Here is a 22,765-nt window from a genome sequence, read left to right on the forward strand (position 1 = left end):
CATGGCGACGATAGTGCTGAGCGCGGTGGGCACTGTGCTGGGCGGGCCGATCGGCGGGGCGATTGGCGGCCTGATCGGTAACGCTTTCGACAATGAAGTGCTGTTCAAGCCCAAGGGGCGGCAGGGTGCGCGCCTGACCGACCTGCAAGTGCAGACGTCCAGCTATGGCACGCAGGTGCCCGCGCTGTTCGGGACCATGCGGGTTGCGGGCACGGTCATCTGGGCGACGGACTTGCAGGAGACGTCGAGCCGCAGCGGCGGCGGCAAGGGACGGCCTAGCGTTACCAGCTACAGCTATTCGGCCAGCATCGCGGTGGCGCTTTCGTCGCGGCCGGTCCGGGCGATCCGGCGGATATGGGCGGACGGCAACCTGTTGCGCGGCGTGGCGGGCGATTTCAAGACCGAGGTTGGCGCGTTCCGGGTGCATCCTGGCGATGAGGGGCAATCGCCCGATCCGCTGATCGCGTCGGCGCAGGGCATCGGCGCGACGCCGGCGCATCGCGGCACGGCCTATGTCGTGTTCGAGGATCTGGCGCTGGCTGATTATGGCAATCGCATCCCGTCGCTGACGTTCGAGGTGGAGGCGGATGAGGGGGCGGTGTCGCTGGACCGGATTGCGTCTGACCTGAGCGCGGGGCGGCTGGCGGGGCCGGCACAGATCAGCGTTGGAGGCTTTGCCGCGAGCGGAGCCGACATGCGCGAGGCGGTGATGCCGCTGGTCAGCGCCTACGGATTAGGCTTGCGATCCGGCGCGGGGGGACTGGCGCTGGTGGATACCGGGGTGGCGGCCGGGACCATTTTGCACGACATGCTGGCGCAGCGGATCAATGGTCGCGCTATCGACGCGATTGAGCATAGTGGCGGGTCCGCCGATGGCGTGCCGGTGGCGCTGAGCCTGCGCTATCATGATGCGGCGCGCGATTATCAGGCCGGGGTGCAGCGGGTGACGCGGCCGGGAGCGGGGCGGGCCGAAAGCGGGATCGACCTGCCCGCCGTGCTGGACCCCGATGCGGCGCGGGCGTTGGCGAGCGAGCGCCTGCGCACGGCATGGGCCGGGCGGGCGCGGATGACGGTGCGCTGCGACTGGCGCGCGCTCGGGCTAGCGGCGGGCGACGTCGTTGCGGTGGACCAGGCGTCGGGGCTGTGGCGGATTGAGGAGTGCGAATGGGAAGCGATGGCGGTGCGGCTGGCGCTGCGGCGATTGCCCGGCGGCGGCGGCGCACCACCAGCGGGGGCAGGGTCAGGCGCGATCGTGCGGCCGGTGGATGCGCCGCACGGGCCGACGACGCTGATGCTGGCGGACCTGCCGCGCATCACCGACGGGGTGGCGAACGCGCCTTTGGTCGTGGCGGCGGCGAGTGGTGGGGCCGGCTGGCGCAGCGCGGCGCTGTTCGTCACGGGCGCGAGCGGTGAGGCGTCGCCGATCGGCCGGAGTGCCGGGCGCGCGGTGATGGGCGTGGCTGACACGGCGCTGAGCGCTGGAAGCGCGCAGCTGGTGGATCGCCGGCAATCCGTGTCTGTGACGCTGCTGGCGGAGGATATGATGCTGCCGAGCGCGGACGAGGCTGCGCTGGACCAGGGGCGGAACCTGGCGTTGCTTGGTCGCGAGCTGATCCAGTTCGAGACGGCGGAGCGGACCGGCGCCGCGACCTATCGGCTGACAGGCCTGCGGCGGGGGCTGCGGGGCACGGACTGGGCGATGGCGGATCATGGCGCGGGCGAGCGGTTCCTGCTGATCGAGGAAGGACGGCTGGTCGAGCCGTTGTCGATGCAGGGCGCGGACGCAGAGGCCGGGAGCGTGCTGCGGCTTTCGGCGGTCGGCATTGGCGATGTGGCACCGGCTGAAGCGACCCTGACGATCAGCGGCGAGGCGCTGTTGCCGCTGGCGCCGGTGCATATGCGCGCGCGTCGCGATGGCGCGGGGGGCTGGGCGATCGCATGGACCCGGCGCAGCCGCGACGGATGGCGCTGGCTGAGCGGAACGGATGTGCCGATGGCGGAGGAAAGCGAGAGCTACGCGGTGCAGGTCATGGACGGGACCGTTCTGGTGCGGGCGCAGGACAGGACCAGTCCCGGCTGGACCTATACCGCCGACATGATCGCGGCGGACGGCATGGCGGGACGCAGCGTGACGATCTGCGTGCGGCAGCGGGGCACCTATGCGTTGGGGCGGGCGGCGAGCCTGCCCCTGATCCTGTGACAAAGGACGGCGATCACGCCGGAACGAGGAAGGACATAAATCATGGATGCTACGCCCAGATGGGGCTTGCCGCTGCTGTTCGCGGGACAGGCGCACAAGGAACTTGCCCATAATGAAGCCCTGGTCCTGATCGATGCGCTGTTGCACGGCCGGGTCGAAAGCGCGGCCATCAACGCGCCGCCGGAAGACCCGGCGCCCGGGCAATGCTGGATCGTCGCGAACGCAGGGCAAGGCGCGTGGGAAGGCCGCAGCGGATCCGTCGCTTGCTGGACCGATGGCGGCTGGCGGTTCCTGACGCCCCATGCGGGTTTCGCCGTTGCCGTGGCCGACGAGGGGCTGACGCGTATGCATGACGGGAGTCAGTGGCGCGCCGGACCGATCCGCCCCGATGGCATTTATCTGGGCGAGGAAAGAGTGGTCGCGCAACGCCAGCCGCCTATTGCCGCCCCGGCCGGCGGGAGCGTGATTGACGCCGAGGCGCGATCAACCATCGCCGCCATTCTCGACCGACTGGGTTCCCACGGCCTGATTGTTGCATAATATTACTGAACTGCTCATTTCTTGTTGCAAGGGTGCGTCAATAGTCTAGGATTTCTGCACATTAGCCTGATCCCTTCGCGTTAAAGAGGCTAGTGCGTTATTTTTGCAACGGTTTCACTAATTGTGGACTTGCCATGAAACCTTCCCGTAGCTACAGGGTTTCAGCAGTCCTTCGTGACACTTTTGAAAGGGGAATCCATATGCGGAAGCTTGCCCTCGCGGCTGCGCTTGCGACCAGTGCCCTGGCCACTCCGGCCTTGGCGCGTGATAATAGCTGGTATGTTGGCGTGGACGCCGGCGTGCTGCTCGTTGAAGATCAGGACCTGACCTTCGACGCCGTCCCTCCCGGTGGTGCGGCGGTCCCGTCGATCGACTACCACAAGGGCTACGACTTCGACGCTAACATCGGTTACGACTTCGGTGGCTTCCGCCTCGAAGCCGAAGCTGCCTACAAGCGTGCGAAGATCGATTTCGACAAGACCGGCGGCGGCTTCGGCGGCGCTGCTTCGGCCCTGTCGTTCATGCTGAACGGTTTGCTGGACTTCGGTCCCGATGACGGCCTGCAGGGCTTCGTCGGCGGCGGTGTCGGCGTTTCGCGCGGCAAGCTCGCTTCGGACATCGTGAACGACAGCGACACCGGTTTCGCCTGGCAGGCGATCGCGGGTGTTCGTTACCCGGTCACCAACAATGTCGACGTTTCGCTGAAGTATCGCTTCTTCAACCAGGACGATATTAAGCTGATCCCGGCTTATCAGAGCATCTACGGCCAGGCCGGGTCGAACGCCGAAACCAAGCTGCGCACGCACAGCCTGCTGCTCGGCCTGACCTACAACTTCGGTGCGCCGGAAGAAGCGGCTCCGCCGCCTCCGCCTCCGCCGCCCCCGCCGCCCCCGCCGCCGCCTCCGCCGCCCCCGCCGGTTGCAGAGTGCCAGCCGGGACCGTACATCGTGTTCTTCGAATGGGACAAGTCGGACATCACGCCTGATGCCGCCACCATTCTGGACAACGCGGTTTCGGCCTATAGCAGCTGTGGCAGCGCCCAGGTCATGCTCGCCGGTCACGCGGATAAGTCGGGTTCGGCGTCGTACAACGTCGGTCTGTCGCAGCGTCGCGCTGACTCGGTCAAGGCCTACCTCGCGTCGAAGGGTATCCCTGACGGCGTGATGACGACCGAAGCCTTCGGTGAATCGCGTCCTCGCGTTGAAACCGCTGACGGCGTCCGTGAAGTCCAGAACCGTCGCGTGGAAATCACCTACGGTCCGGGCGCAGGCATGTAATCGGATCGTCCTTCCTTCGGGATGGACGGCAAAAAGAGGGGCCGGTCGAAAGACCGGCCCTTTTTTGTTATCGCAACGATTTTAGCGTGCTGGCCGAAACGGGGCGAGGCGCGCGGCGTCACGACTGGTGGCGCGCGAATGGGCCTTGAGTGCTGCCCGATTTGACTGCCCTGCGGTCCATTTCTAGCCGACGTCAATTTCTAGCCGGCAGGGCCAAGCAAGGACCTGGGTTGGGTGCGGCAGCGGAGGGAAAACGCCCTGCCTGGTTCAGGCTATGTCGTTCAGCCGACATGTGAAGCGGGTTCCGCTCGTGCGAAACGCTCGTCGGCCCAGGCAAGGCAAGCTGGAGAGCGGCATGCTCATCCGGTCAGCATGGCTGCGTTAATGGAGGTGGTCCGCGTGGCTGCTGCGACTGCCCCGCACGGGACAAATCCCGTCAACGGCGATGAAGACGCCGAGCGTAAGCATCAGGGTGAAAAGGCCCATTTTGCGGCCGGCGTTTGATAGTCGGTCGCCCACCGTATCGACGCGCGGAAGCAGCGAGAAAGCGGGCGTGCCAAACGCGGCAGAGGCGACGCGAACTTAACGCTTTCTGGCGGCAGGGCGCGGCTATCATCTTCATCGCTCATCAATTCCGTCCGGCAAACGGCTCGTTCCGGTACTTATGAAATTGAATGAACAAATGCGGCCGTCGAATGCCTCAAGCCGTAACGGGAGTGGCTTTCCCGTCATAGGCGGCTTCGTCCAATATGCCTTCGCGCTTGGCGACGAGGGTCGCGACGAGCACCTGGCCTGCGACATTGACGGCGGTGCGGCCCATGTCGAGGATCGGATCGATGGCGAGCAACAGGCCGGCGCCTTCGAGCGGAAGGCCAAGCGTCGAGAGCGTAAGGGTGAGCATCACGATCGCGCCGGTCAGGCCCGCCGTGGCAGCCGATCCCAGGACAGAGACGAAGACGATCAGCACATAGTCGATGAAGTGCAGCGGGATGCCGTAGAAGCCCGCCACGAAGATCGCGGCGAGCGCCGGATAGATGGAGGCACAGCCATCCATCTTGGTGGTGGATGCGAGGGGAATCGCGAAGGCGGCATAGCCCTTGTCCACGCCCATCCGTTCGGTGACGGTTTCAGTGACGGGCAGGGTGCCGACCGAAGAGCGGGAGACGAAGCCGAGCTGGATGGCTGGCCACGCCTTGGCGAAGAAGGGGCCGGGGCGCAGGCCGTTGGCGAGCAGCAACGCCGGGTAGACGACCAGCAGTACCAGGGCGAGGCCAAGATAGATGGCGGCGGTAAACACGCCGAGCTGCGCCAGCGCGCTCCAGCCATAGGTCGCGATCGCAGTGCCGATCAGCGCGGCCGAACCGATCGGCGTCAGGCGGATGATCCAGCCCAGGATCGCGCGCACGACAGCGAGCAGCGAGCGCACGAAGGCAAGGAAGGGATCAGCCTTGTCCCCGACCTTCAGCGTGGCGAGCCCCACGACGATGGAGATGACCAGCAGTTGGAGGATGTTGAAGGACAGGCTGGTGGTCGCCGCGCCGTCGGTGATGCTGGTGCTGCCGGTCAGGGCCAGGCTGTTGCCGGGCACCAGGGCTTTGAGAAAATCCAGCCAGCCGCCATAGCTGTCGGGCTTGCCAACCGCGAGCGCGGTGCCGCGCAGACCCGCGCCCGGTTCCAGCAGCAGCCCGATGGCGAGGCCGATGCTGACGGCGATCAGGCTGGTGATGGCGAACCAGAGCAACGTCTGTCCCGCCAGGCGGGCGGCATTGTCCAGCGCGCGCAGATTGGCGATTGATGCCACGATGGCGGCAAAGACGAGTGGCGGCACCACCGCTTTCAGCAGCGAGACAAAGATGGACCCGGTCGTCTTTAACGCGGTTGCCAGCCAGTTGAGATCGCCGCCGGGGCCGACCCCCATCTGACGCGCGACGAGGCCCAGCAGCAGGCCGACAACCATGCCGACCAGAACCTGAAACCCGAAACTGCGAAAATTGAGGGCCATGACGCATGCATTCCTTGGGACGAACGGGCGCTTATATCGGTCGGGGACGGGGGGATTGCGCGCAAGCAATTCTTTCAGGGGGGTGAAGCTGGGTGATTGGCTGGACCCGATGGCTGTGCCAGACAGGCCTGATCATTTCGGGGAGCAGATATATGGGATTGGGTAAGGCGTGTCTGGGGCTGGCGCTGGCGATCGCGCCGCAGATGGCGCAGGCGGCGGCGGATGCCGGCGCGGCCAAGGACATATTGATGCGGTCCGTCGCTTATCGCACGGTCCAGGGGGCGGGGCAGGTGCCCAAGCTGGCGGCCTATTATGCCGACATATTGAAGAAGGCGGGCTTTGCCGACGCCGATGTGGTCATCACGCCGATGGGCGAGACGGCGACATTCGCCGCGACCATCAAGGGGCGGGATGCGGCACTCAAGCCCTTGCTGATGATCGGGCATATGGATGTGGTGGAGGCCGATCCCAAGGACTGGACGCGTGATCCGTTCGTCCCGGTCGAGGAAAATGGCTATATCTTCGGCCGCGGCGCGGAGGACAATAAATATGATGTTGCGATGATGGTCGCGACTCTGGCGCAGCTGAAGAAGGAAGGCTGGCGGCCCCGCCGAACGGTGACGCTGCTTTTGTCGGGTGACGAGGAGACCGACATGGCAACGACGCGAGCGCTGGCGTCCCAATATCAGGACGCTGAAATGCTGTTGAACGGGGACGGCGGCGGCGGGCTGCTGAGCGAGGAGGGGAAGCCCGTCCTCTATCAGTTGCAGGCCGGCGAGAAGACCTATGCCGATTTCGAGATCGGCTTTACCGATGCGGGCGGTCATTCCAGCGCGCCGACACCGGGCAATCCCATCTATCGGCTGGCGAAGGCGATCGACCGGATCGCGGCCTTCACGTTTCCCCCGATGCGCAACGAATTGACCAAGGCGTCGCTGACCCTATCGGCGGACCGCATGGGGGGCGATGTGGGCGAAGCCATGCGCCGTTTTGCAGAGACCGGCGATCCGACGGCGGCGGAGATATTGTCGGGCCACCCGGAATTTGTCGGGCAGGTGCGCACGACCTGCGTCGCGACCATGGCGCAGGCGGGGCATGCGCTCAACGCCTTGCCGCAAAGCGCGAAAGTCAGCGTCAATTGTCGGATTTTCCCCGGCGTGGCGATTGATGACGTGAAGGCGCAGCTGACCAAGGTTGTCGACGACCCGAGCGCCACGATCACGACATTGGGGGATCCGACCGGCAGCGATGCGTCGCCGCTGCGCGAGGACGTCATGCAGGCGGTGCGCGATGCCGTACTGGCGCGCGCGCCGGGCATTGCGATCATGCCAGGCATGTCGGCCGGAGCGACAGACAGCGTTCATTTCCGCGCGCTGGGCGTGCCGAGCTATGGCGTGTCCAGCCTCTTCATGCGCGCAGAGGACGGCTTTGCCCATGGGCTGAACGAGCGCGTGCCGGTCGCGGGCATCCGGGAATCGCTGGAGCAATGGGACCGGGTAGTCCGGGCGTTGGCAAAGTAGGCGCTTATCCTCTTACCCCCGTTCGGTTCTAGCTTGTCGAGAACAGTTCTCGACAAGCTCGAACCGAACGGATGTGGAAAGGCTTTGCTTTACCCCCGGACCGCGATTCCGTTGGCGGCTGACAGGATCGCCTTGACCGAAGCGGTCGCCACGTCGCTGTCGGTGCCGATACCGAAGACGGTGCGACCGTCGGGCGTGCGGCATTCGACATAGGCGGCGGCATTGACATCGCTGCCCGCGCCGATGGCATGTTCGCTATAATCCGCGATTTCCAGTTGGACGCCAAATTCGTCACGCAGTGCGGCGAGGATGGACGAGAGCAGGCCGTTGCCGCGGCCGGAAATGGAACGCTCGCCGCCCTTGTGGCTGATCTTGCCGGTAAAGATGCGGTCGCCTGCCTGGCCGCCTTCCTGATAGTCGATCAGGGCATAGGGCTGATCGCCGGTCAGGCAATAATGGGCGTCGAAGGCTTCGCTGATGTCGGCGGCGTTGAGTTCGCGGCTGGAGCTGTCGGCAAGGGCCTGAACCACGCGCGAAAAGTCCGCCTGCATTCGCTTGGGCAGCTTGTAGCCCTTGTCCTGTTGCAGCACCCAGGCGACGCCGCCCTTGCCCGACTGGCTGTTTACGCGAATGACCGCTTCATAGTCACGGCCCAGATCCTTGGGGTCGATTGGCAGATAGGGCACGTTCCAAATCTGGTCATTACGGGCGTCCTGGGCGGCAAAGCCCTTCTTGATCGCGTCCTGATGACTGCCGGAAAAGGCGGTGAAGACCAGTTCGCCGGCATAAGGATGGCGGGGGTGGACCGGCAGCTGGTTGCAATATTCAACCGTCTGGATGACGTCGTCAATGTCGCTAAAATCAAGGCCGGGGTTGATCCCCTGCGTATACATGTTGAGCGCGACGGTCACGAGGTCGCAGTTTCCGGTGCGCTCGCCATTGCCGAACAAGCAGCCTTCGACGCGATCCGCGCCGGCCATGATGCCCAGCTCCGCCGCCGCGACGCCGGTGCCGCGATCATTATGGGTATGAAGCGAGATGACGACACTGTCGCGGCGCGAGATGTTGCGGCAGATCCATTCAATCTGGTCGGCATAGATATTGGGCGTGGCGCATTCGACCGTGGCGGGCAGGTTCAGGATCAGCGGCCGCTGCGGCGTGAGCTGGAGTATCTCCATCACCGCCTCGCAGCATTCCAGGCTGAAATCCAGTTCGGCGGTGGAGAAGGTTTCGGGCGAATACTCGAAATGCCAGTCAGTGTCGGGCTGGGCGGCGGCATGGTCGCGCAGCAGCTTGGCGGCGTTGACGGCGATTTCGCGCACCTGACTGCGCTCCATCTGGAACACAATGTCGCGCCAGGCGGGCGAAATGGCATTGTAGACATGGACGATCGCCTGCTTGGCGCCCCGCAGGGATTCAAAGGTCGTGGCGATGAGGTCGGCGCGGGCCTGGGTCAGCACCTGCGGCATCACGTCGTCGGGAATGGCGCCATTTTGCACCAGGCCGGAGATGAAATCGAATTCGGTGGCGCCGGCGGAGGGGAAGCCTACCTCGATTTCCTTGACCCCAACCTTGACCAGCAGGTCGAAGAAGCGGCGCTTCTTTTCCGCATTCATCGGGTCGATCAGTGACTGGTTGCCGTCGCGCATGTCAGTCGAGAGCCAGCGGGGCGGCGCGGTGATGACGCGGCTGGGCCATTGGCGGTCAGGCAGATCGACCTGCGGGAAGGGGCGATATTTCAGCGAGGGATCGGTCAGCATCATGGGATGATATATTTCCTGCGACAGACGCGAATCCGCGCCCGTGGAACGACTTGACTGTGATGGATGCCCTTAGGCGGATCGACGCTGCCCTTAGCCGGAAGGCAGCACAAAAGCCACGCCTAAGGGCGTGTAAGTCGTAGCAGGGGAAGGCGCGCGACGCTCTGCATGATGCGCGGTGCATACGCAAAACAGGGCCAGCATGCAAGCCGGCCCTGTCTATTGGACATTTTATGTCGTGCGCTTACTGTTTTTCGAAACCAGCGATGACCTTGAGTTCGATCGCATCGCTGACGATCGGGACCGCATAGCCCATGCCGAAATCGCTGCGCTTGATCGTCGTCGTGGCGACGAAGCCGACATTTTCCTTCTTGCTCATCGGCTGGATGCCGGCGCCATAGAATTCGGCGTCGAGCGTCACAGGCTTGGTCACGCCGCGCAAGGTGAGGTTGCCGGTGATTTCGGCACCGGTCGCGCCGTCAGGCTTGACGCTGGTCGACACGAAGGAAGCGGTCGGGAATTTCGCCGCATCGAAGAAGTCGGGCTTCATCAGATGCTCGTCGAGCTTGGTGACGCCGGTGCGCAGGTTGGCCACCTGAAATTCCACCGACACCTTGCTGTTGGCGGGGTTCGCCTTGTCGAGGGTCAGAGTGCCGGTCGGCTCGGCGATGGTGCCCATATTGTTGGTGAAGCCCATATGGTCCCAGGCGAACACGACCTGGGTATGGCCGCCGTCGACCTTGTAGCTGCCGCCGGTGACTTTTGCGGCGTCCTTGGTGCCGGGCGCGGCGGTGGGCATTTGCGCAACGAGGGCCGTGCCGCCGGCAAGCGCGATCAGGGCGGCAGCGGGGATCAGGATTTTTTTCATGGGAACAGATTCTCCGAAATGCTCAAGGGGCGCGACAATGATATGCCGCGCCCCCCGATTATTCCAGAGCCGTAACCGCGAACGGATTGTTTCCGTTCCGGGCCGGCCTGACTTGCCGATCCGTCCCTTAAGACAGCAAGGTGGCCCTCAGTTCTTGTCCTTGTCCACCAGCTTGTTGGCGCCGATCCAGGGCATCATCGCGCGCAGCTTCGCGCCGGTTTCCTCGATCGGGTGGCGCTGGGCGGCGATGCGGCTGGCCTTGAGTTCGGGCTGGCCGGCGCGGTTGTCGAGCACGAAGTCCTTGACGAAGCGGCCAGACTGGATGTCGGCGAGAACGCGCTTCATTTCCTTCTTGGTTTCTTCGGTGATGATGCGCGGGCCGGTTTTGATATCGCCATATTCCGCGGTGTTGCTGATCGAATAGCGCATGGTGGCGATGCCGCCTTCATACATGAGGTCAACGATCAGCTTCAATTCGTGCAAGCACTCGAAATAGGCCATTTCGGGCGAGTAGCCGGCCTCAACCAGCGTTTCGAAGCCGGCTTGGACCAGCGCGGTGGTGCCGCCGCACAGCACGGCCTGTTCGCCGAACAGGTCGGTTTCGCATTCCTCGCGGAAATTGGTTTCGATGATGCCGCTGCGGCCGCCGCCCACGCCCGAGGCATAGGACAGGGCGATGTCATGCGCATTGCCGGTCGCGTCCTGGTGGATGGCGATGAGGCAGGGGACGCCGCCGCCGCGCTGATATTCGCCGCGCACGGTGTGGCCCGGGCCCTTGGGCGCGATCATGATGACATCGACGTCCTCGCGCGGTTCAATGAGGCCGAAATGGACGTTGAGGCCATGGGCGAAGGCGAGCGCCGCGCCGGGACGCAGATTGTCGTGGACATCGGCGGCATAGATGGCGGCCTGATGCTCGTCGGGGGCGAGGATCATGAAGACGTCGGCCCAGGCGGCGGCTTCGGCGTTGGGCAGCACCTTGAAGCCCGCGCCTTCCGCCTTCTTGGCGCTGGGCGAGCCGGCGCGGAGCGCAATGCAGACTTCGGCGACGCCGCTGTCGCGCAGGTTCTGCGCATGGGCGTGACCCTGGCTGCCATAGCCCAATATGGCGACCTTCTTGCCCTTGATCAGGCCGATGTCCGCGTCACGATCATAATAAACCTTCATGTCTCGTCTCTTCCCTCGAACAAATGCCCTCGCCCCGCAGGCGAGAGGATATGAAATCTTGGTTCGGCGAGGCCGGACCTAGATGATGGTGGAGGAGGAGGGGGCGGGCTACCGTGGCGTCGCTGCCCCCTCTTCCAGCTACGACCAGGCGGGCAAGCCGTCAGGTCTTCGCAACCCTCTCCCCCGATGGGGAGAGGGAAATTAATTCGCCTCTTTCCCGCGCATGAGGCCGACGACGCCGGTGCGACCGACTTCGACCAGCCCGATCTGGCGCATGAGCGCCACGAAATTGTCCACCTTCTCGGTCGTGCCGGTGAGTTCGAAGATGAAGCTTTCGATTGTCGTGTCGACCACCTTGGCGCGGAACACATCAGCCAGGCGCAGCGCCTCGATCCGGTCCTCGCCCGTGCCGGCGACCTTGACCAGCGCCAGTTCACGTTCGACGAAGGGGCCGGCGTCGGTCAGGTCCGTCACCTTGTGCACCGGCACCAGCCGGTCGAGCTGGGCAATGATCTGGTCGATCACCTTGGGCGGCCCGCCGGTGACGATGGTGATACGGCTGATCGCATGATCGTCGGTGATGTCGGCCACGGTCAGACTGTCGATATTATAGCCGCGCGCGGTAAACAGGCCGGCGATGCGCGCCAATATGCCCGCTTCGTTCGAAACGGTCAGCGACAGGACGTGCCGCTGGCTGAGTTCTTCCTGGATATGCATCAGATGGTTCCGTGATCCTGATGGTCGTCGGCCTGCCCGTCGGGGGCGGGCTTGTCGTGCCGCTGCGAAATCATGGCGACGAAGGCGAAATGCCACTCGCCGTCCTGGCGATGGGCGAGACGTACGGGAAAGCCCGATACCGCATCGAACATCCGTTCCAGCCGTTCCCCGACATAGCGAGGTCCGACCAGCAGCGTGCCGATATGCCGCTTGTTGAAATCGAAGCCATGGTCGAGATGCACTTCCCATTCCTCATTGTCGGGATCGGCATGATTGGTGGTCCAGCCGGTCAGTTCGGCCGTGCCGGCCTGGCGCTCGAAATCCCAGGGCTCCGTCACATGGATGCGGAGCTTTAGATGTTGCGTCACATGCCCGTCCCTACACCAGCGCCTTGGCTTCGTCGGACATGATGCCCGCGATCTGGTTGGGATCGAGCAGCATGTCCGTATGCGCCGCGCCCGACGGGATCATCGGGAAACAGTTGGACAGCTTGGCCACGCGGCAATCAACGATCACCGGGCCGGCGGTGTCGAGCATCTGGCGAATGCCGCTTTCCAGATCCTCCGGCCCTTCGATACGGATGCCGGTCCAGCCATAGGCTTCGCCCAGCTTCACGAAATCGGGCAGACTGTCGGAATAGCTGTTGGAATAGCGGCTTTCATAGGTCAGTTCCTGCCACTGGCGGACCATCCCCATATATTCATTGTTGAGGATGAATATCTTGACCGGCAGGCGATATTGGGTCGCGGTGCCCAGTTCCTGTATATTCATTTGAATAGAGGCGTCGCCCGCGATACAGATGGTGATGCTGTCCGGATTGCCCATCTGCGCGCCGATCGCGGCCGGAAAGCCGTAGCCCATGGTACCAAGGCCACCGGAGGTCAGCCATTTATTGGGGGCTTCGAACCCGAAATGCTGGGCCGCCCACATCTGATGCTGGCCAACCTCGGTCGTGATGATGACATCCCTGCCAGTCGACATACAGGCCTGATACAGGTCGGCGATCGCGCGCTGCGGCATGATTTCCGGCCCGGTTTCCGGGTAGGAGAGGCTGCGTTTGGTGCGCCATTGCGCAATGCGGGACCACCAGTCGGACAGATCCTGCTGCTGATGCCCGCGCTGTTTCCAGAGCGCGATCATGTCGTCGAGCGCGCTGCCGACGTCGGCGACCACGGGCAGGTCGACATCGACCGTCTTGTTGATGGAACTGCGGTCAATGTCGATATGGATCTTGCGGCTGTTCGGGGCGAAGGCGTCGAGCCGCCCTGTCACCCGATCGTCGAAACGCGCGCCGATGCACAGGATAAGGTCTGCCTGGTTCATCGCCCAATTGGCTTCATAGGTGCCGTGCATGCCAAGCATGCCGAGCCACTGGTCCGACGAAGCCGGGAATGCGCCCAGGCCCATCAGCGTCGACGTGACCGGCGCGCCGGTCAAGGCAGCAAGTTCGCGCAGCAGCGCGCTCGCCTGCGGGCCTGAATTGATGACCCCGCCGCCGGTATAGAGGACGGGGCGTTCGGCCGCGGCCAGCATTTCGACAGCCGCGTCGATCGCCGCGGCGTCCGCCTTGGTCTGCGGACGATAGCTGGCGTGGACCTTGAGCTCCGGGCGTGCATAGGGCGCGGTCGCGATCTGCACATTCTTGGGAATGTCAACGACCACCGGGCCGGGGCGGCCAGTGGTGGCGATGTGGAAGGCTTCATGCACGACGCCAGCCAGCTTCGCCGGGTCCTTCACCAGATAATTATGCTTGCTGCAATGGCGCGTGATGCCGACCGTATCCGCCTCCTGAAAGGCATCAGTGCCGATCAGTTGCGTGGGAACCTGGCCGGTGATGACGACCATCGGGATGGAATCGAGCAGCGCATCGGTTATGCCGGTGACGGCATTGGTGGCGCCGGGGCCGGAGGTGACGAGCACGACGCCGGGCTTGCCGGTCGAACGCGCATAGCCCTCCGCCATATGCGTCGCGCCTTGTTCGTGGCGGACGAGGACGTGGCGGATCGTGGGGTGATTGTAGAGCGCGTCATAGATGGGCAGCACCGCGCCGCCCGGATAGCCGAACACGACTTCGACGCCCAGATCAACCAGGCATTCGACCAAAATGTCCGCGCCGCTCTTTTCGGCCACGATGAAACTCCTCTTGTTGCTGCAAGCCGCCTGTTTGCGCCGGGGTACGGGCGATGGCAAGGCGCCTGCCTCTAGTGGACATAAAATGGCCGGTCAAGCGTTATTTGCGTAATAAAGTTGCCAATTTATCGATTATATTGTCATCTAAATATCGTTCTTCACGTTGCCAGCCCCCCGGTGGCTGGTGCGCGAACCAGGTATATTGCCGTTTGGCATATTGGCGCGTGGCGCGTTGGCCGCGCTCGATCATGGTGCCGCGGTCCATGTCGCCGTTCAGCCATGCTGCGATGTCCGGCACGCCGATCGCGCGCATCACCGGCAAAGCAGGATCAAGGTTGCGCGCGAGCAACGCCTCCACTTCCGCCACGGCACCCTGATCGAGCATCTGAACGAACCGCCGATCACATCGGTCGATCAGCCACGGGCGAGGTGGCAGGAGAATGAGAGGGGCGAGGGCGATACGATCGCCGATGCCGCCGATTTTGTGCGCCTGCCATGCCTTGAGCGTGCGCCCGGTCGAGCGGATCACTTCAAGCGCACGGGCGACGCGCGTTGTGTCTGCCGGCGCCAGACGGGCTGCTGCCTGCGGGTCTTCCTGGCGCAGCGCTTCATGCGCCTGCGCCACGGGCAGGGCGCGGACGGTAGCGCGAATGTCGGGATCAATGTCCGGCACGGGCGCGATCCCGTCGAGCAGGGTGCGCAGATAGAGGCCGGTGCCGCCGACGAGGATCGGGAGTTTGCCCTGATCATGGGCCGCGTCGATTTCCGCGCGCGCGTCGGCTGCCCAGCGCGCCGCCGAGCAGGCCTCCCCGCCGTCGATATGGCCGAACAGGCGGTGAGGCACATCGGCCATTTCCTCTGGCGATGGGCGGGCGGACAGGATGGAGAGGTCGGCATAGACCTGGCTGGCGTCGGCATTGATGACCACGCCATCGGCGCTATGGGCGAGGCGAATGGCGAGCGCGCTCTTGCCGCTGGCGGTCGGCCCGGCAATAAGCGCCACCCGTGGGCGGGATTCGCCGCTGCCTGTTTTTGGTTCGGGAGTAAGCATGTTCGTCGCGACCTTAGTGGCTAGTGGCTCGATGGGGCAGGGGGATATTGCCGAAGCTGCCGATCGGCTGCGCGATGCAGGCTGCGCGCCCAGCGATTGCTGCTGGCTAGACACGGACAAGGCGGCCGACCTGTTCTTCGCAGCTGATCCAGCCGCTGCGCGCGCTGCGCTGGCCGGCATGGGCGCCCATATCGACCTTATCGTCCAGGCGAGCGAAACGCGGGCCAAGGCCTTGCTGATCGCTGACATGGATTCGACCATGATCACGGTCGAGTGTATCGACGAATTGGCCGACTATGCGGGGATCAAGCCGCAGATTGCCGACATTACCGAGCGGGCGATGCGCGGCGAACTGGACTTTGCCGGCGCGCTGCATGAGCGGGTGGCGTTGCTGAAAGGTCTGCCCGACAGCGCCATCGATCAATGCCGTGCGGAGCGCGTGCGGGTCATGCCCGGTGCGAAGGCGCTGGTGCGCACGATGAAAGCGCGGGGGGCGCGGACATTGCTGGTGTCGGGCGGCTTCACGCGCTTTACCGGCCCGGTCGCGGCTGAGATCGGGTTCGATGCGCATGTCGCCAATGTGCTGGAAATCGCCGACGGGGCTTTGCTGGGGACGGTTGAGACGCCAATCGTCGATGCGGCGCGCAAGCGGGCGGAACTGGATGCTGCCATTGCGCAGGGCGTCGAGCGGGCGCTGACTCTGGCGGTGGGCGATGGCGCCAATGATATCCCGATGATACAGGGCGCGGGATTGGGCGTGGCCTATCATGCCAAGCCCAAGACGCGGGAGGCCGCTGCGGCCGAAATCGTCCATGGGGATTTGTCGGTGCTGCTCTATGCGCAAGGCATCGCGTCGGAGCATTGGGTGGTCGCATAAGCGGCTCAGCCTTTGGGGAATGGCGAAGAGGGCCGGTCATTGGCCCAAGCCGGACAGCATCCACACCGCCATTGCAATCATCATCAGATTTTCGGTTAGGGATACAAAGCCCAGCGGCACAGGGCTGCTGCCCCCGACGCAGGCGCATTTGAGTTCCCGCTTGTCGATATAGACAGCCTTGAAAACCGATAGCGCGCCGACCCCGCCGATGAAAAGCGCGACCGGAATGGACAGCCAGTCCAGCAGGCGCGTGAGCATCAGCAGCCCCGCGCCCAGTTCAAGAAACGGATAGAGCAGCCCATAGGGCGGCAGGCGGCGTGCCAGCAGGTCATAGTTCAGGAACATGGTGGCGAACCGGTCCACATCCTGAAGTTTCAGCATGGCGAGCAGGACCATGGCGATGGCGATGAACCGTTCGGCCGTCACCGAGGACAGCAGGGGCAGGATGGTCAGCCAATTGACCGCCAGCGTCAGCAGTCCCGCTATCGCAAAAGTGGCGAGCACGGGCACATAGCTTGAGGCATTGGGACTACGCACTTTGAGGCCCAGGTAACGCCGCAGGTCGTCATGGCCGCCGATCCGCTGGCCGTCGATGAAGGTCTGGGGCGTGGTCTTGACGCCGTGCTTCGCCTTGAAGGCATCGGTTTGTTCGCGGGTTTGGAGCCAATGATCCTCGACCCGATAGCCATGACGTTTCAGCAACCAGCGGGATTTGATGCCATAGGGGCAAATGTGGCTGGGCATCACCATGCGATAAAGGCTCGCGGTTTTGTCTTGGTGCTGGGCCATGGCGCATCCTTGCATTGAGAGGGGATGGATGCTCCCCATATAGGGTCCGTACCATGGTACGGAGTCAAGGCATGAGTGAAACGATTTCCGGGCTTGCACGATCGGCCGGCGTCACTGTGGAGACGGTCCGCTATTATCAGCGCCGCGGCCTGATCGCGACGCCGCCGCGCGGCGAGGGCGTGCGGCGCTATGGCGCGGAGGATGTACGGCGACTGGGCTTCATCCGGTCCGCGCAGGCGGCTGGTTTCACGCTCGATGAAATAGCGGAATTGCTGGAACTGGACGCCGGGCAGGATCGGGCGCGCGCGCGCGAATTGGCCGCCGAGCGGATCGCTGCGCTGGACGCCAGGATCACGGCGTTGCAGCAAGCGCGGTCCGCGCTGGAGCGGCTTGCCAGGCAGTGCCGCGAAACGAACGAGGGGCCGTGCCCGATCCTCACGGCGTTCGAAGCATGAGGGAATGGGAGCGGCCCGTAAGGCGGCTATTCCAGTCCTGCGACCAGCCCGTCGATCGCGCCCTGAAGGATGTAGCTGGCGGCAAGTTTATCCACCAATTCGTCGCGCCGCGCGCGGCTGGCGTCGGCTTCCAGCAGGGTGCGGGTGACAGCCTGTGTTGACCAGCGTTCGTCCCAAAGCAGGATAGGCAACCCAAGATCGGCGATATTGTGCGCGAAGGCGCGGCTGGCCTGCGCGCGCGGGGAAAAGCTGCCATCGAGGTTGAGCGGCAGGCCGATGACGACACCCTTCACCTGCTGCTGGTCGATGAAGGCGGCAAGGCCGATCTTGTCCTTGCCGAATTTGCCGCGGGTAACGGTGTAGGCCGGGCTGGCAATCGTCCATGCCGCGTCGCAGAGCGCAAGGCCGATGGTCTTGGTCCCTACATCCATCCCGATCAGCCGACCGCCATGGGGCAGCGCCTGCCGGAAAGCCACGCGATCAATCGTCACCAAGGTCATGGTGATGCCTGTGTCACCGATCGCGGCGAATGTCACTCTCCCCGAAAGGCGGACAGCCTTTTCCGGGCGTCCTCCCGCACATTGCTCCAGAACAGGCTGTAGTCATAGACATGGTAATTATTCCCCGGCAGGGTGAATGGCCCCATGTCCACAGGTTCGCCGATCATGAGCACGCCGCTGGTGTCGCATCGTGCCGGCACGATGCCGGGTATCAATCTGGGCAGCTGTCCTTCCTTGCGCGCGTCGAGCGTTCCCTTGTTGGCGCTGGCCAGGGCTTGTCCGTTGAAGGCGCCGGTAATGGGGTTGGTGCAGAGCATGTGCGTGCCCTTGCGCGGGCGGCCGGTGTAGCCGTCCTTGCGCTCGAAACTTTCGACCACGGCGGACGGATCAGCCGGTTCGGCATAGCTTTGCCAACTGACGATGCAATGCGCCTGGTCGCGGCGGGCGCAGGCGGGCAGGCCGAGAGCGGGCAGGTCCGCCTCCACCGAAACCGGCCAGCCCACCACATAGGCGGCGACGATCCGGTCTGCGGTCGGTCTGCCGGCGATTTCATTCCGCAGCAATTCCAGCAGGTGACGTGAGCCCTGGCTGTGCGCGGCGAGGATCAGCGGACCTTGGGGATTGGCCTTGAGAAAGGCGGCGAAGGCCTGGCGCACGTCACCATAGGCCGCCGCCAGCGCCTTTTCGCCTTCCGGCCCCTGGGTCAGGAAGGCGCCATAATTGGCCTGGCGATAGCGCGGCGCCCAGATTTCGCCCGCACCGTTGAAGGCGCTGGCCTGGCTGGCGACGAAGCGGCGGGCGGTGGCGTTGGCCTCCGCATTGTCCAGCGCAGCGTTCCAGTGCGCGCTGCCGAAGGTGGTGATGTAGCTGGTAGGATGGATGAAAAAGACTGCCGCCTGGCCCATGTCTTTCACGGCGGGGGTGCCTGCAGGCGTCCAGAGCGCCGGATTGTCCTTCACGATGTCCGGGCGCGCGATCCACATCGTCGCGTTGGCATAGGCATCGGCGGGCAGCGGCTTGAGCGGTTCGAACGGTTCGCGCGGCACCATGACGGCGCGGATCAGCGCATTTCCCCAGAGCGCATAGACCGCGCTCGCGCCGATCGCCAGCACGACCAACGCCGCGACGACATAGAGGAATTTACGCGCCACCCTTTTTCTCTCCGCCCTTTGGGAACGTGCCGTTCCCATGCCGCCTCATGTCTGGCGCAATGGCGGCACCCGCGCAAGAGGCGCGAAAGCCGCTTGATGGCGGGCGGTGCCGATGGTAGCGGCGGACCATGTCGATAGACCTTCAGACCGTGAAAAAGATCGCCAGCCTGTCGCGCATTTCGGTGACCGATACCGAAGCGGAGGCGATGGTGCCTGAACTCAACAACATTCTTGGCTGGGTGGAGCAGCTGGGTGAGGTGGACGTGTCCGGCGTCGAGCCGATGACGGCCGTCATCCCCAATCACCAGCGCCTGCGCGACGACGTCGTCACCGACGGAAATGTGCGCGACAAGGTGCTGGCTAATGCTCCGCAGGCCGAACATGGCTTCTTCGCGGTGCCCAAGGTGATCGAATAGCACAATCCTGAATTGCCCTCCGCCCTGAGCTTGTCGAAGGGCTGCACGTTTCTACAAGAAGGACTGGGCTTCGACAGGCTCAGCCCGAACGGGGTTAGAATTTTGACTGATCTGACTGATCTCACCGTAGCTGAAATCCGAAACGGCTTTCGTGGCGGCGATTTTTCGGCGCGCGAAGTGGCGGAGGCGTTCAATGCCAATGTCACCGCGGCCAAGGCGTTGAACGCATTCATCGTCGAGACGCCTGAAAAGGCGCTGGAGGCGGCCGATGCTGCCGACAAGGCGAAGGCCGCGGGCGACTCCCTGGGCGCGTTGGCCGGCGTGCCCATCGGCATGAAGGACCTGTTCTGCACGCAGGGCGTCCAGACCACGGCGGCGAGCCATATGTTGGAAGGCTTCGTGCCGACCTACGAGTCGACGGTGTCTGGCAAGCTGTGGGCGGCGGGCGCGGGGATGCTGGGCAAGCTGAACCTCGACCAGTTCGCCATGGGATCGTCCAACGAGACGAGCTATTATGGCAATGTCATCTCGCCCTGGCGGCGGGCCAAAACAGATGGGGGCAGGGGCGACAATGCGGCGCTGGCTCCCGGTGGCTCTTCGGGCGGTTCATCGTCGGCGATCGCGGCGCGGCTTTGCCCGGCGGCAACCGGCACCGACACGGGCGGTTCGATCCGCCAGCCGGCGGCCTTCACCGGTATTTCGGGTATCAAGCCGACCTATGGTCGCTGCTCGCGCTGGGGCATCGTGGCGTTCGCGTCATCGCTGGATCAAGCTGGGCCGATGGCGCGGACGGTGCGCGACAATGCGATTTTGCTGGAGGTGATGTCGGGCTTCGATCCCAAGGACTCGACGTCGCTCGACCTGCCCGTGCCGCAGTGGGAAGCCAATCTGTCGAGCGACCTGAAAGGCAAGACCGTCGGCATCCCGAAGGAATATCGTCCCGATGGCCTGAACGCCGAAATCTCCGCCATGTGGGATCGCGGCATCGAGTGGCTGAAGGATGCAGGCGCGCAAGTGGTCGAAGTGTCGCTGCCGCATACCAAATATGCGCTGCCGACCTATTATATCATTGCGCCTGCCGAAGCGTCGTCCAATCTCGCCCGCTATGACGGGGTGCGCTATGGCCAGCGCGATTTGCCCGACGGGGCGGGCTTGCAGGACATGTATGCCGCGACCCGCGCCGCCGGTTTCGGACCGGAGGTGAAGCGCCGCATCATGATCGGCACCTATGTGCTGTCGGCCGGCTTCTACGACGCCTATTACACTCAGGCGCAGAAGGTCCGGGCGCTGATCGCGCGCGATTTCGAGCTGGCGTTCGAAAAGTGCGACCTGCTGCTGACGCCGACCGCGCCGAGTGCCTCCTTCGCGCTGGGCGAGAAGCAGGCCGACCCGCTGGCCATGTATCTGAACGACGTCTTCACCGTGCCGGCCTCGCTGGCCGGTCTGCCGGCGATGGCGATTCCGGGCGGGCTGGATTCGGCGGGCCTGCCGATCGGCCTGCAGGTGATCGGCAAGGCGCTGGACGAACAGACCGTGCTGAACGCCAGCCTCGCCATCGAGGAACGGGCCGGCTTCACCGCGCGGCCGGACAAGTGGTGGTAAGATGACCTTCCTAGAACTGGTGGGGGAACTTGTCGATTTGCTTAGTTCCTTCACTGTTTCTGGGAAACAGCGATATCAGCGTAAGGATGATCGACCAGCCAGGCGGCGGAAGATCGTCATTGCTACCGCGGAAGCGACAACGGATCGCCCCAGGACCAGTCTGTGGGGCAAGGGTCGCCGAAGCAGAGGTCGGATCGCTCCGACAGAAATTGATGGGCAAGAAGCGAAATGACTGAATCAACCTATCGTATCCAGGGCGCAACCGGCGAGTGGGAGGTCGTGATCGGCCTGGAGGTCCATGCGCAGGTGACGTCGAACGCGAAGCTGTTTTCCGGCGCGGCAACCGCGTTCGGGGCAGAGCCGAATACACAGGTTAGCCTGGTCGATGCGGCGATGCCCGGCATGTTGCCTGTCCCCAACCGCGAGTGCATCCGTCAGGCAGTCCGCACCGGCATGGCGATCGACGCGCAGATCAACAAATGGTCGCGCTTCGACCGCAAGAATTATTTCTACGCGGATCTGCCGCAGGGCTATCAGATCAGCCAGCTCTATCACCCGATCGTGGGCGAGGGGCAGATCGAGATCGTCCTGGACGAGAAGAACCCCGAGGCGAGCACCAAGGTGATCGGCGTCGAGCGCATCCATGTCGAGCAGGATGCCGGCAAGCTGATGCACGACCAGCATCCCACCAGCTCCTATGTCGACCTCAACCGGTCGGGCGTGGCGCTGATGGAAATCGTGTCGAAGCCGGATATGCGTTCGCCTGCCGAAGCAGGGGCTTATCTCTCGAAGCTGCGAACCATTCTTCGCTATGTCGGTTCGTGCGACGGCAATATGGACCAGGGGTCGATGCGCGCCGACGTCAACGTCTCCGTGCGTCGTCCGGGCGAGGCATTCGGCACCCGTACCGAGACCAAGAATGTGAACTCGGTCCGTTTCGTGATGGCCGTGGTCGAGCATGAGGCGAACCGCCAGGTCGACGTCCTGGAAGCCGGCGGCAAGATCGTGCAGGAAACGCGCCTCTATGATCCGGATCGCAACGAGACCCGTTCGATGCGGTCGAAGGAAGATGCGCACGACTATCGCTACTTCCCCGATCCCGACCTGCTGCCGCTGGAACTGGACGATGCCTTCCTGGAGGAATGCCGCCAGTCGCTGCCGGAACTGCCCGATGCCAAGCGCGCGCGTTATGTGAACGATCTAGGCTTGTCCGCCTATAATGCGACGACCCTGACCGCCGACGCCGACACTGCGCGCTGGTTCGAGGCGCTGCTGGCGCAAGGCGCGCGCATCCAGAAGAAGAGCGAGGGCGAGGTCGCTAAGGCTTCGGCCAACTGGCTTTTGTCGGAACTTTATGGTGCGCTCAATCGCCTGGGCAAGTCGCTGGACGAAAGCCCGGTTGGGCCGGAGGAAGGCGCGGAACTGCTGGCGCTGGTGGCGGATGGCACGATCAGCGGCACCATCGCCAAGCAGGTGTTCGAGATCATGCTGGAAACGGGCGCGCGCGCGCCGGCGATCGTCGAGGAAAAGGGCCTCAAGCAGACGTCCGACACGGGTGCGATCGAGGCCGCGGTTGCCAAGGTGCTGGCCGACAATGCGGACAAGGTCGCCCAGTATAAGGGTGGCAAGGAAGCATTGTTCGGCTTCTTCGTCGGCCAGACGATGAAAGCGATGCAGGGCAAGGCTAATCCCCAGGTCGTCAACGAACTGGTGAAGAAGGGGCTGGCTGGCTAGCCCGCGCGC

At 64.1% G+C, this 22,765-nt stretch carries 21 protein-coding genes; 10 read left to right on the plus strand and 11 right to left on the minus strand.

Features of this window, described 5'->3' with window-relative positions:
- Position 1: 1 nt before the first annotated feature.
- The 4 genes from SKA58_RS04770 (at position 2) to SKA58_RS20470 (ending at position 4,521) form a co-directional block, all read left to right on the plus strand.
- Positions 2–2,200: a phage tail protein gene (locus SKA58_RS04770; RefSeq protein ID WP_009821231.1), complete on the plus strand. Its 2,199-nt coding sequence runs from the start codon at positions 2–4 to the stop codon at positions 2,198–2,200.
- A 42-nt stretch (positions 2,201–2,242) separates the two neighbouring features.
- Positions 2,243–2,740 carry a DUF2793 domain-containing protein gene (locus SKA58_RS04775; protein WP_009821232.1) on the plus strand — a complete coding sequence of 166 codons (498 nt, stop codon included), beginning with the start codon at positions 2,243–2,245 and terminating at the stop codon, positions 2,738–2,740.
- Positions 2,741–2,940: 200 nt separating this feature from the next.
- Positions 2,941–4,017, plus strand: coding sequence for an OmpA family protein (locus SKA58_RS04780; RefSeq protein WP_009821233.1), 1,077 nt, complete (start codon positions 2,941–2,943; stop codon positions 4,015–4,017).
- Between the two features lie 372 nt (positions 4,018–4,389).
- Positions 4,390–4,521, plus strand: a complete 132-nt coding sequence (locus SKA58_RS20470) for a hypothetical protein (RefSeq protein ID WP_269572085.1) — start codon at positions 4,390–4,392, stop codon at positions 4,519–4,521.
- Between the two features lie 196 nt (positions 4,522–4,717).
- Here SKA58_RS20470 and SKA58_RS04785 read toward each other — a convergent pair whose 3' ends face one another.
- The gene (locus tag SKA58_RS04785) at positions 4,718–6,019 is read right to left on the minus strand and encodes a dicarboxylate/amino acid:cation symporter (RefSeq protein WP_009821235.1); all 1,302 of its coding nucleotides are present in this window, start codon (positions 6,017–6,019) and stop codon (positions 4,718–4,720) included.
- A 152-nt stretch (positions 6,020–6,171) separates the two neighbouring features.
- Here SKA58_RS04785 and SKA58_RS04790 point away from each other — a divergent pair, with 152 nt between their 5' ends.
- Positions 6,172–7,539 (plus strand): M20/M25/M40 family metallo-hydrolase, encoded by a 1,368-nt coding sequence (locus SKA58_RS04790; protein WP_009821236.1) that lies wholly within the window; start codon positions 6,172–6,174, stop codon positions 7,537–7,539.
- 89 nt (positions 7,540–7,628) lie between these two features.
- Here the strand turns inward: SKA58_RS04790 and leuA are convergent, their stop codons facing one another.
- From leuA to miaA, 7 genes are all read right to left on the minus strand, one after another.
- Complete coding sequence (gene leuA, locus SKA58_RS04795) at positions 7,629–9,302, minus strand: 2-isopropylmalate synthase (RefSeq protein WP_009821237.1); 1,674 nt, start codon at positions 9,300–9,302, stop codon at positions 7,629–7,631.
- 241 nt (positions 9,303–9,543) lie between these two features.
- On the minus strand, positions 9,544–10,167 hold the full coding sequence (locus tag SKA58_RS04800; protein WP_009821238.1) for a YceI family protein: 624 nt from the start codon (positions 10,165–10,167) through the stop codon (positions 9,544–9,546).
- 147 nt (positions 10,168–10,314) lie between these two features.
- On the minus strand, positions 10,315–11,334 hold the full coding sequence (ilvC, locus tag SKA58_RS04805; protein ID WP_009821239.1) for a ketol-acid reductoisomerase: 1,020 nt from the start codon (positions 11,332–11,334) through the stop codon (positions 10,315–10,317).
- Positions 11,335–11,535: 201 nt separating this feature from the next.
- The gene (ilvN, locus tag SKA58_RS04810; protein WP_009821240.1) at positions 11,536–12,051 is read right to left on the minus strand and encodes an acetolactate synthase small subunit; all 516 of its coding nucleotides are present in this window, start codon (positions 12,049–12,051) and stop codon (positions 11,536–11,538) included.
- Positions 12,051–12,419 (minus strand): hypothetical protein, encoded by a 369-nt coding sequence (locus SKA58_RS04815; RefSeq protein ID WP_009821241.1) that lies wholly within the window; start codon positions 12,417–12,419, stop codon positions 12,051–12,053. The genes ilvN and SKA58_RS04815 overlap by 1 nt, the downstream gene beginning before the upstream one ends.
- 10 nt (positions 12,420–12,429) lie before the next feature.
- Entirely contained in the window at positions 12,430–14,181 is a 1,752-nt protein-coding gene (locus SKA58_RS04820; protein WP_009821242.1) for an acetolactate synthase 3 large subunit, read from the minus strand.
- 100 nt (positions 14,182–14,281) lie between these two features.
- Positions 14,282–15,232 (minus strand): tRNA (adenosine(37)-N6)-dimethylallyltransferase MiaA, encoded by a 951-nt coding sequence (gene miaA / locus SKA58_RS04825; protein WP_009821243.1) that lies wholly within the window; start codon positions 15,230–15,232, stop codon positions 14,282–14,284.
- Between miaA and serB the strand changes: the two genes are divergently transcribed.
- On the plus strand, positions 15,231–16,109 hold the full coding sequence (gene serB / locus SKA58_RS04830) for a phosphoserine phosphatase SerB (protein ID WP_009821244.1): 879 nt from the start codon (positions 15,231–15,233) through the stop codon (positions 16,107–16,109). The genes miaA and serB overlap by 2 nt on opposite strands.
- A 36-nt stretch (positions 16,110–16,145) precedes the next feature.
- On the opposite strand, the gene SKA58_RS04835 is transcribed toward serB, so the two are convergent.
- Positions 16,146–16,898 (minus strand): MauE/DoxX family redox-associated membrane protein, encoded by a 753-nt coding sequence (locus tag SKA58_RS04835; RefSeq protein WP_009821245.1) that lies wholly within the window; start codon positions 16,896–16,898, stop codon positions 16,146–16,148.
- A 71-nt stretch (positions 16,899–16,969) separates the two neighbouring features.
- On the opposite strand from SKA58_RS04835, the gene SKA58_RS04840 reads away from it, so the two are divergent.
- Positions 16,970–17,353: a MerR family transcriptional regulator gene (locus tag SKA58_RS04840; protein ID WP_037542135.1), complete on the plus strand. Its 384-nt coding sequence runs from the start codon at positions 16,970–16,972 to the stop codon at positions 17,351–17,353.
- A gap of 26 nt (positions 17,354–17,379) precedes the next feature.
- Here the strand turns inward: SKA58_RS04840 and ruvX are convergent, their stop codons facing one another.
- Positions 17,380–17,847 carry a Holliday junction resolvase RuvX gene (ruvX, locus tag SKA58_RS04845; RefSeq protein ID WP_198005942.1) on the minus strand — a complete coding sequence of 156 codons (468 nt, stop codon included), beginning with the start codon at positions 17,845–17,847 and terminating at the stop codon, positions 17,380–17,382.
- A 38-nt stretch (positions 17,848–17,885) separates the two neighbouring features.
- Positions 17,886–19,004: a DUF3089 domain-containing protein gene (locus SKA58_RS04850; protein WP_009821248.1), complete on the minus strand. Its 1,119-nt coding sequence runs from the start codon at positions 19,002–19,004 to the stop codon at positions 17,886–17,888.
- A gap of 128 nt (positions 19,005–19,132) precedes the next feature.
- Between SKA58_RS04850 and gatC the strand changes: the two genes are divergently transcribed.
- The 3 genes from gatC (at position 19,133) to gatB (ending at position 22,756) form a co-directional block, all read left to right on the plus strand.
- Positions 19,133–19,420 (plus strand): Asp-tRNA(Asn)/Glu-tRNA(Gln) amidotransferase subunit GatC, encoded by a 288-nt coding sequence (gatC, locus tag SKA58_RS04855; protein WP_009821249.1) that lies wholly within the window; start codon positions 19,133–19,135, stop codon positions 19,418–19,420.
- Between the two features lie 102 nt (positions 19,421–19,522).
- Complete coding sequence (gatA, locus tag SKA58_RS04860; protein ID WP_009821250.1) at positions 19,523–21,022, plus strand: Asp-tRNA(Asn)/Glu-tRNA(Gln) amidotransferase subunit GatA; 1,500 nt, start codon at positions 19,523–19,525, stop codon at positions 21,020–21,022.
- A gap of 228 nt (positions 21,023–21,250) precedes the next feature.
- Positions 21,251–22,756, plus strand: a complete 1,506-nt coding sequence (gene gatB, locus SKA58_RS04865; RefSeq protein WP_009821251.1) for an Asp-tRNA(Asn)/Glu-tRNA(Gln) amidotransferase subunit GatB — start codon at positions 21,251–21,253, stop codon at positions 22,754–22,756.
- Positions 22,757–22,765 lie beyond the last annotated feature (9 nt).

The sequence above is a fragment of the Sphingomonas sp. SKA58 genome (assembly GCF_000153545.1).
GTDB classification, from domain to species: Bacteria; Pseudomonadota; Alphaproteobacteria; order Sphingomonadales; family Sphingomonadaceae; genus Sphingobium; species Sphingobium soli.